General features: G+C 72.1%; 9 protein-coding genes and 1 tRNA gene. 4 read left to right on the top strand and 6 right to left on the bottom strand.

Going from position 1 to position 7348, the window contains the following annotated elements:
- Window positions 1–171: 171 nt before the first annotated feature.
- The 5 genes from H5397_RS16765 to tmk all read right to left on the bottom strand — a co-directional run bounded on the left by H5397_RS16765 (window position 172) and on the right by tmk (window position 3488).
- Window positions 172–666, bottom strand: coding sequence for an NUDIX domain-containing protein (locus H5397_RS16765; protein WP_182818856.1), 495 nt, complete (start codon window positions 664–666; stop codon window positions 172–174).
- A gap of 26 nt (window positions 667–692) precedes the next feature.
- Window positions 693–765: transfer RNA gene (locus H5397_RS16760), tRNA-Thr, on the bottom strand.
- A gap of 66 nt (window positions 766–831) precedes the next feature.
- Window positions 832–1551, bottom strand: a complete 720-nt coding sequence (locus H5397_RS16755; protein ID WP_220492380.1) for a DoxX family protein — start codon at window positions 1549–1551, stop codon at window positions 832–834.
- Window positions 1552–1626: 75 nt separating this feature from the next.
- Complete coding sequence (locus H5397_RS16750; RefSeq protein ID WP_182818854.1) at window positions 1627–2763, bottom strand: DNA polymerase III subunit delta'; 1137 nt, start codon at window positions 2761–2763, stop codon at window positions 1627–1629.
- Window positions 2760–3488 carry a dTMP kinase gene (gene tmk / locus H5397_RS16745; RefSeq protein WP_182818853.1) on the bottom strand — a complete coding sequence of 243 codons (729 nt, stop codon included), beginning with the start codon at window positions 3486–3488 and terminating at the stop codon, window positions 2760–2762. The genes H5397_RS16750 and tmk overlap by 4 nt, the downstream gene beginning before the upstream one ends.
- A gap of 100 nt (window positions 3489–3588) precedes the next feature.
- Between tmk and H5397_RS16740 the strand changes: the two genes are divergently transcribed.
- The 4 genes from H5397_RS16740 to H5397_RS16725 all read left to right on the top strand — a co-directional run bounded on the left by H5397_RS16740 (window position 3589) and on the right by H5397_RS16725 (window position 6998).
- Window positions 3589–5094 (top strand): catalase, encoded by a 1506-nt coding sequence (locus tag H5397_RS16740; protein ID WP_182818851.1) that lies wholly within the window; start codon window positions 3589–3591, stop codon window positions 5092–5094.
- A 96-nt stretch (window positions 5095–5190) separates the two neighbouring features.
- Window positions 5191–5748, top strand: coding sequence for a TetR/AcrR family transcriptional regulator (locus tag H5397_RS16735; protein WP_182818850.1), 558 nt, complete (start codon window positions 5191–5193; stop codon window positions 5746–5748).
- 2 nt (window positions 5749–5750) lie between these two features.
- Window positions 5751–6422: a maleylpyruvate isomerase family mycothiol-dependent enzyme gene (locus H5397_RS16730; RefSeq protein ID WP_182818848.1), complete on the top strand. Its 672-nt coding sequence runs from the start codon at window positions 5751–5753 to the stop codon at window positions 6420–6422.
- Between the two features lie 141 nt (window positions 6423–6563).
- On the top strand, window positions 6564–6998 hold the full coding sequence (locus H5397_RS16725) for an NUDIX domain-containing protein (RefSeq protein WP_309224393.1): 435 nt from the start codon (window positions 6564–6566) through the stop codon (window positions 6996–6998).
- Here H5397_RS16725 and H5397_RS16720 read toward each other — a convergent pair.
- Window positions 6999–7348: topoisomerase C-terminal repeat-containing protein (locus H5397_RS16720; protein WP_305072072.1), on the bottom strand; the 350-nt coding region annotated here is incomplete at its 5' end.

Raw genomic sequence — 7348 nt, 5'->3', positions numbered from 1 at the left:
AACAGATGCCCTCCACCGTCCGCCGGTGGTCATTCCACGGACGGCCGCCCTTCGCGCCCCCACGCGGCATCAACGGCTCAATCCGCGCCCACATCTCGTCACTGAACTGAGGACTCCTGGTCACAAAGACAACCCTGACCCCCACCACCCAAATCAGTTACGCGACACGCCCTAGGCCGGCGGCAGCGGGCCGAGGCCGCACTCCGGGGCGTCCGCGATGAGGACGCCCATGGCCCGGGCGTGGTCGTCGTCCAGCTCGGGCAGCGCGTCGGCGGGGAAGAAGGCCGCCTCGGTGTTCTCCCCGTCGGCCGGGTGCGGCTCGCCCGAGACCCACCGGCAGCGGAAGGTGTGGTTGATGTACTGCGTCTGGTCGCCGTTGTCGTAGGTGACCAGGGCGGTGACGTCCTGCCAGACGAGGCGCTCGACTTCGACGACGACGCCCGCCTCCTCCAGCGCCTCGCGCGCCGCCGCCTCGTGCGGGTGCTCACCCGGGTCGACGATGCCGGTGACGACCGACCAGCCGCCCGTGTCGGCGCGGCGCACGAGCAGCCACTCGACGGTGCCGTCGGGGCGGGTGCGGTGGATGCCGGCGGTCGATCCCGAAAGCCAGAGCGGGGTGGTGCCGACGTGGCGGCGCAAGCGCAGGATGAAGTCGGGCGTGGCCATCGAACCTCCCCTGCGGGCATGAAGAGAGCCACCTAGCAGATTCGAACTGCTGACCTACGCATTACGAGTGCGTCGCTCTACCAACTGAGCTAAGGTGGCGCGGCCCCTACGGGCCGGGGCCACACTCTAGCAACGCTTGCCCCGCAGCGTGAAACCGGGCGTGGCTCAGGCGGCCTTGGCCTCGGCGCGGCGTGCGCGGAAGCCGTGGTCGACCGACCAGCCGCCGCCACCGACCAACATGAACAGCACGCCGACGGCGACCAGCAGCAGTTCGAGGGCGCCCACGAATCCCGGCTTGCCGGCCTCGAACGGCGTCCAGTTGCCCCACAGCACGAAGGCGAGCGCGCCGCCGGCGACGAGGACCAGGCCGAGCCCGGCGATGCGGGTGAGCAGGCCGAAGACCAGCCCGATGGCGATGGCGACCTCGGCCGCGCCGAGGACGACGGCGAGGATGCCGGGCGCCGGCAGGACGGTGCTGCTGATCAGCTCGGTCGTGGCCGGCAGGTTGAGCAGGTGGTACAGGCCGTGGCTGCCGACGATGGCGGCGGTGACCAGGCGCAGGAGGAACAGGCCCAGCGAACCGGCGAACTTGTCGGTGTTGCGGTGGGTGACGGTGACCGTCTCGGCGCGCACCGGCAGGTCGGACACCGCGGTGGCGCCGGTGCCGGCGGCGACGGCCGGGGCACCCGCGTACTGGGGGCCGGCGGCGGTCGCGACGGGCTGGGGCTCCGGCTCGGGCGCGGGGGCCAGCGCGGCCAGGCGAGCCTCGCGGCGCGCGGCGCGCTCGGCGACGAGGCGCTCGCGCTCGGCGTCCACCTCGGACGGGCGGGCCGGCGCAGCCTCGACGTCCCAATCCGCCCGGGTGTCGGTGTTGTTGTCGGCCATGGGGAAGTCCTTTGCTCGGGGCGTACGTCCACGCCCATCGTCGCAAAGCCGCGGTCGGTTACCCGTGAGCGACACTCACGCCGCGTGGAGGCTGATCATCAGCGACTCCATCGCCAGCTGCGGGGCCACGTTCGTCTCGAGGGCCTCCCGGCACGCGAGGATGGCGTCCAGGCTCGCGATCGTCTGCTCGGGGTGGGTGCGCCGGGCGACCGAGGCGAGGTCGACGGCGAGGTCGGCGTTGATCAGCCGCTGCGTCGCCTTCGTCTGCAGCGCGAACACGTCGCGGTAGTAGCCGGTCAGCTCGGTCAGCACCCGGTCCAGCGCGTCGCGCTGGAGCCGCTTGGCACGCGCCTTCTGCTGCTCCTCCAGGTCGCGCAGCGCGGCCTGGGCGTGGCGCGGCTTGGCGCCCTTGGTGGTCATGCCCAGCGCCTCGGAGAGGGTGGTGCGCTCGCGGGCGTCGAGGTCGGCGGTGGCGTGCGTCGCCTCCTCGGACGCCGCGGCCACCAGGTTCGACGCCGCCTGGAGGCAGGCCCCGAGCGTGGTCAGCTGGGCGGGGATGCGGAGGATCTCGCTGCGGCGGCGCCGCGCGTCCTCGTTGCGGGCGATCGCACGCGCTCGCCCGATGTGGCCCTGCGCGACCCGGGCGGCGTGGGCGGCCATCTCGTGCGGGACGCCGTCGCGCTGCTCGAGCAGCTGGGCGATCGACGCCTCGCTCGGGGTGGCCAGCTCGACCCGGCGGCACCGCGAGCGGATGGTGACGATCACGTCGTCGGGCGTGGGCGCGCACAGCACCCACACGGTGCGGGGGGCCGGCTCCTCGATCGCCTTGAGCAGGGCGTCGCCGCCGCGCTCGGTGATGCGGTCGGCATCCTCCACCACCAACACCTGGGCCCGGCCGAGGGTCGGCGCCATCGCGGCCCGGCGGACCAGGTCGCGCACCTCGTCGACGCCGATCGACAGTTGCTCGGTGCGCACGAGCGTGACGTCGGGGTGCGCGCCCGACAGGGAGGTGCGGCAGGCGGTGCACTCGCCGCAGCCGCCGCGCCCGCACTGCAGTGCGGCGGCGAAGGCCTTGGCGGCGTTCGACCGGCCCGATCCCGGGGGGCCCGTGACCAGCCACGCGTGGGTCATCGCGTGCCGCTCGCCGGCCACGGCGCGCTGCAGCACCTCGGTGGCTCGCTCCTGGCCGACCAGCTCGCCCCAGACGCTCATTCCGTCACTCTGCCAGCGGGCTCCGACACTTCGTCCTCGGGCCCCCGGTCGGGGTCGAAGAGCGCGGACAGCAGCCCGCGGCGTCCGACCTCGTGGTGGTGGGTGCCGGACAGCAGCTCGGCGACCCGCTCGCGGATGCGCTCGGCGATCGCCGTGATCGGGTCGCGGGCCGGCAGCACCAGGTAGCGGGCCGGGTCGCGCTCGGCGAGCGCGAGGAAGCCCTCGCGGACGCGGGCGTGGAACTCGGCGCCGGCGGACTCCATGCGGTCGTGGGACTCGATGCCGGCCAGCCCCGTCTCGGGGGCCAGGTCGAGCAGCACGGTGAGGTCGGGGCGCAGGTCGTCGGTGCCCCACCAGTTGATGCGCTCGACCTCACCCACGTCGAGGACGCGGCCGGCCCCCTGGTAGGCCAGCGTCGAGTCGACGTAGCGGTCGCAGACCACGACGGCCCCGCGCTCGAGGGCGGGCCGGACGATGGAGTGCACGTGCTGGGCCTTGTCTGCGGCGAAGAGCAGCGCCTCGGCGCGCGGGCCGAGGTTCTCGGTGGCCCGCGACAGCAGGATCTGGCGGATCTGCGCGTTCACCGGGCCGTCGCCGGGCTCGAAGGTCCGGACCACCTCACGCCCCTGGTCGGAGAGCCACTCGGCCAGCAGGCCGGCCTGCGTCGACTTGCCGACGCCGTCGCCGCCCTCGAACACCACGAATGCTCCCTGCACGCCGTTCATCCTAGGCGTAACGCGGTCGGGAATAATTCGTGTGCGAAAGCTGTTGGGCAGTGAGAACCTGTCTACGACAGCCCACTGACGTGCACGGAAGGAATCATCGATGACCATCTCCCGTACCTCCGGCGGCGCTCCCGTCGAGAGCGACGCCCATTCCCTCAGCATCGGCTCCAACGGCCCGCTCCTGCTGCACGACGTGCACCTGGTCGAGACCTTGGCGCACTTCAACCGCGAGAACGTGGTCGAGCGTCGCCCGCACGCGAAGGGCGCCGGCGCGTTCGGTACCTTCACGGTCACCCAGGACGTGTCGAAGTGGACGAAGGCGGCCGTGTTCCAGCCGGGCACCACCACCAAGACGCTGCTGCGCTTCTCGACCGTCGCCGGTGAGCTGGGCTCCCCCGACACCTGGCGCGACGTCCGTGGCTTCTCGCTGCGCTACTACACGACCGAGGGCAACCTCGACATCGTCGGCAACAACACCCCGATCTTCTTCCTCCGCGACCCGATGAAGTTCCCGCACTTCATCCGCTCGCAGAAGCGCCTCGCCTCCAACGGCCTGCGCGACGCCGACATGCAGTGGGACTTCTGGACCCTGTCCCCCGAGTCGGCCCACCAGGTCACCTACCTCATGGGCGACCGCGGCCTGCCGAAGACGTGGCGCAACATGAACGGCTACGGCTCGCACACCTACCAGTGGGTCAACGAGGCCGGCGAGCGCTTCTGGGTGAAGTTCCACTACCACACCCAGCAGGGCATGGAGTTCCTCACCAACGAGGAGGCCACCAAGCTCGCGGGTGAGGACGCCGAGTTCCACCGCCGCGACCTGTGGGAGTCCATCGAGAAGGGCGACTTCCCGAAGTGGACGATGTCGGTCCAGGTCATGCCGTACGAGGAGGCCAAGACCTACCGCTTCAACCCGTTCGACCTGACCAAGACCTGGTCGCACGCCGACTACCCGCTGCACGAGGTCGGTGTCCTGGAGCTCAACAAGAACCCGGACAACTTCTTCGCCGAGATCGAGCAGGCCGCGTTCGCCCCGTCGAACATGGTCCCCGGCGTCGGCATCTCCCCCGACAAGATGCTGATCGGTCGCGTGTTCGCCTACGCGGACGCCCACCGCTACCGCGTCGGCCCGAACTTCCACCAGCTCCCGGTCAACCAGCCGCAGGGCGTCGAGGGCGGCTTCGAGGCCGTCAACCAGTGGATGTTCGACGGCAACCAGGCGTACCACCACTCCGGCACCGCCCCGGTCTACGCCCCGAACTCCCTCGGCCGTGAGTCGGCCCAGGAGTTCCAGGGCAAGGTCTCCGAGGGCTGGGAGGCCGACGGCGAGATGGTGCGCCAGGCCTACGCCCTGCATGCCGAGGACGACGACTTCGGCCAGGCCGGCACGCTGGTGCGCGAGGTCTTCGACGACGCGGCCCGTGACCGCCTCGTCGAGACGCTCACCGGCGCCCTCGGCGGCATCGTCCGCCAGGAGGTCTACGAGCGCGCGATCTGGTACTGGAAGTCGGTCGACGAGACCATCGGTACCCGCGTCGACGAGGCCGTCAAGGCCAACCGCGAGCAGGAGACCGTGCCGGGCATGGGTGTCGAGCGCGACGCCTGATCCGTCCGATCCACAACGGGGCCGTCCTTCGGGGCGGCCCCGTTGTCGTGTTCCCGGGGTCTTGTTCGGGTCGGACTACAGGTGTAGTTTCTCGCCATGACCGATCGCCGCACCGCTGTCCTCGACGCCGCCGTCTCCGTCGTCGGCGCGGGTGGGGCGCGGGCACTCACCCACCGGGCGGTCGACGCGGCCGCCGGGCTGCCGGCCGGGTCGGCGTCCAACCTCTTCCGCACCCGCGAGGCCCTGCTGGTCGGTCTGGTCGAGCGCTGCGTCGAGCGCGAGCGGGCGGCCTGGGTCGAGGCCGTGGACGCCGCGGGCCCGGCCTCGCCGCGTGCCCTGGCCGCCGCCCTGGCCGACCTCGCCGTCCGGCAGGTCACCACCGACCGGGACGTCACCCTCACCCGGTGCGCGATCCTCGTCGAGGCCGCCACCACCCCGGCGGTCCGGGATGCCCTCACCGCCGGCGGCCAGGACGTCATGGCCCGGGCGGTCGCGCTGGTCGCGTCCGCCGGTTCGCCCACCCCCGAGGCGGACGCCGCCGCGCTGGCCCACTGGGTCTTCGGCGCCGTCCTGCACGAGCTGGCCAACCCGTCCGGCTCCTTCGCACCGCAGGCGCCGCTCACCGCGCTGGTGCAGCGGCTGATCAAGGAGTGACCATGACCACCGACGCCGAGACCTGGGCCCTGGTCGACGACCAGCGCCGCCGCACGATCGCCCTGCTGGGGTCGCTCTCCCCCGCCGACTGGGACGCCCCCTCGTTGTGCTCGGACTGGACGGTGAAGCACGTCGTCAGCCACCTGGCGTGGCAGCGGGCGGCCTCGTCGGCGTCCTCGCTGCCGGGCACCATCGCGGCGATGCTTCGCGGGCGGGGGTCCATGGACGCGGCGATCTCCGACCTCGCCACCCGCTGGGCCGCTCGGCGCTCGGTGGACGAGCTCCTGGGTGAGGTGCGGCTGCTGCCGGGCCACCACCGCACGGTCATCGGCACCACCGTGATCAACCACCTGATCGACGCGATCGTCCACCACCACGACATCGCGCTGGCCCTCGGGCGCGGGCTGGACGCCGACCCCGATGCAGCGGCGGTGGCCGCCGACAGCACGTGGAGCCTGCCGAAGGGGTTCACCCTGCCGGTCACCCGGCGCCTGACCGCTTTCCGGTGGCGGGCCACCGACACCGACTGGGACCGCGGCGACGGCCCGCTGATCGAGGGCCCGATGGCGGCCATCGAGTGCCTGCTCATGGGGCGCGAGGCTGCAGGAGCGCACCTGTCCGGCCCGGGCCTGGCCTCGGCGTTGGCTGCGGTCGCCGACCCGGCGATCGCCTGACAGCGAAGACGTCATCCGGAGTAGGCCCGCCTCTGGACTCGCAGATGCCCTCCAACGTGTCCAGTTGCCCTTGGTGTGCCAGGGGCAACTGGACACCTTGAGGGGCGTCTTCGCCAACCGCCACATGGTTGGATGGACGCCGTGACCCGACCCGGCCCCGCGTTCGACTTCTTCGTGGTCTCCTGCACCCTGATCGACGAGCACGGCCGCCTGCTGCTGGTGCGCAAGCGTGGCACCCACCGGTTCATGCTGCCCGGCGGCAAGGTCGAGCAGGGCGAGACGCACCTCGCCGCGATCGTGAGGGAGGTGTCCGAGGAGATCTCGCTCGACCTCGACCCGGCGAGCATCACCCTGCTGGGCACCTGGTCCGCCGGGGCGGCCAACGAACCCGGGCTCGTGATCAGCTCCGACGTCTTCACCGCGCCGCTGCCGGGCGCGCCCGCGGCGTCCGGAGAGATCGAGGAACTGCGCTGGCTGCCGGTCGACCCGACCACCGACTATGCGGCCGACGCCACGCTCTCACCGATGCTGGTCGAGCACGTCCTGCCGGCGCTGGTGGCCCGGCTGGACGGCTGACTACTTCTTCTTCGCCGGCGCCTTGCGGGTCGTCGTGCGACGGGTGGTCGTGCGCTTGGGGGCGGGGCCCTTGGCGCGCTTCTCGGCGAGCAGCTCGGCGGCCCGCTCGAGGGTGATCGCCTCGATCGAGTCGGCCTTGCGCAGGGTCGCGTTGGTCTCGCCGTCGGTGACGTACGGGCCGAAGCGGCCGTCCTTGACGACCACGGGCTTGCCCGAGGCCGGGTCGTTCCCGAGCTCTTTCAGTGGCGCGACGGCGGCGCGGCGTCCGCGCGTCTTCGGCTGGGCGAAGATCGCGGTCGCCTCCTCCAGCGTCACGGTGAAGAGCTGGTCCTCGTTCTCCAGCGAGCGGG

Source organism: Propioniciclava sp. MC1683 (assembly GCF_014164675.1).
Taxonomy (GTDB): Bacteria; Actinomycetota; Actinomycetes; order Propionibacteriales; family Propionibacteriaceae; genus Propioniciclava.
This window is presented reverse-complemented; position numbering and strand designations above follow the sequence as displayed.

What these genes read in the sequence shown, in the direction of transcription:
- H5397_RS16755 (WP_220492380.1), bottom strand. Translation starts at nt 1,551, where the DNA reads ATGGCCGACAACAACACCGACACCCGGGCGGATTGGGACGTCGAGGCT.
- H5397_RS16740 (WP_182818851.1), top strand. Translation starts at nt 3,589, where the DNA reads ATGACCATCTCCCGTACCTCCGGCGGCGCTCCCGTCGAGAGCGACGCC.
- tmk (WP_182818853.1), bottom strand. Translation starts at nt 3,488, where the DNA reads ATGAACGGCGTGCAGGGAGCATTCGTGGTGTTCGAGGGCGGCGACGGC.
- H5397_RS16730 (WP_182818848.1), top strand. Translation starts at nt 5,751, where the DNA reads ATGACCACCGACGCCGAGACCTGGGCCCTGGTCGACGACCAGCGCCGC.
- H5397_RS16750 (WP_182818854.1), bottom strand. Translation starts at nt 2,763, where the DNA reads ATGAGCGTCTGGGGCGAGCTGGTCGGCCAGGAGCGAGCCACCGAGGTG.
- H5397_RS16765 (WP_182818856.1), bottom strand. Translation starts at nt 666, where the DNA reads ATGGCCACGCCCGACTTCATCCTGCGCTTGCGCCGCCACGTCGGCACC.
- H5397_RS16735 (WP_182818850.1), top strand. Translation starts at nt 5,191, where the DNA reads ATGACCGATCGCCGCACCGCTGTCCTCGACGCCGCCGTCTCCGTCGTC.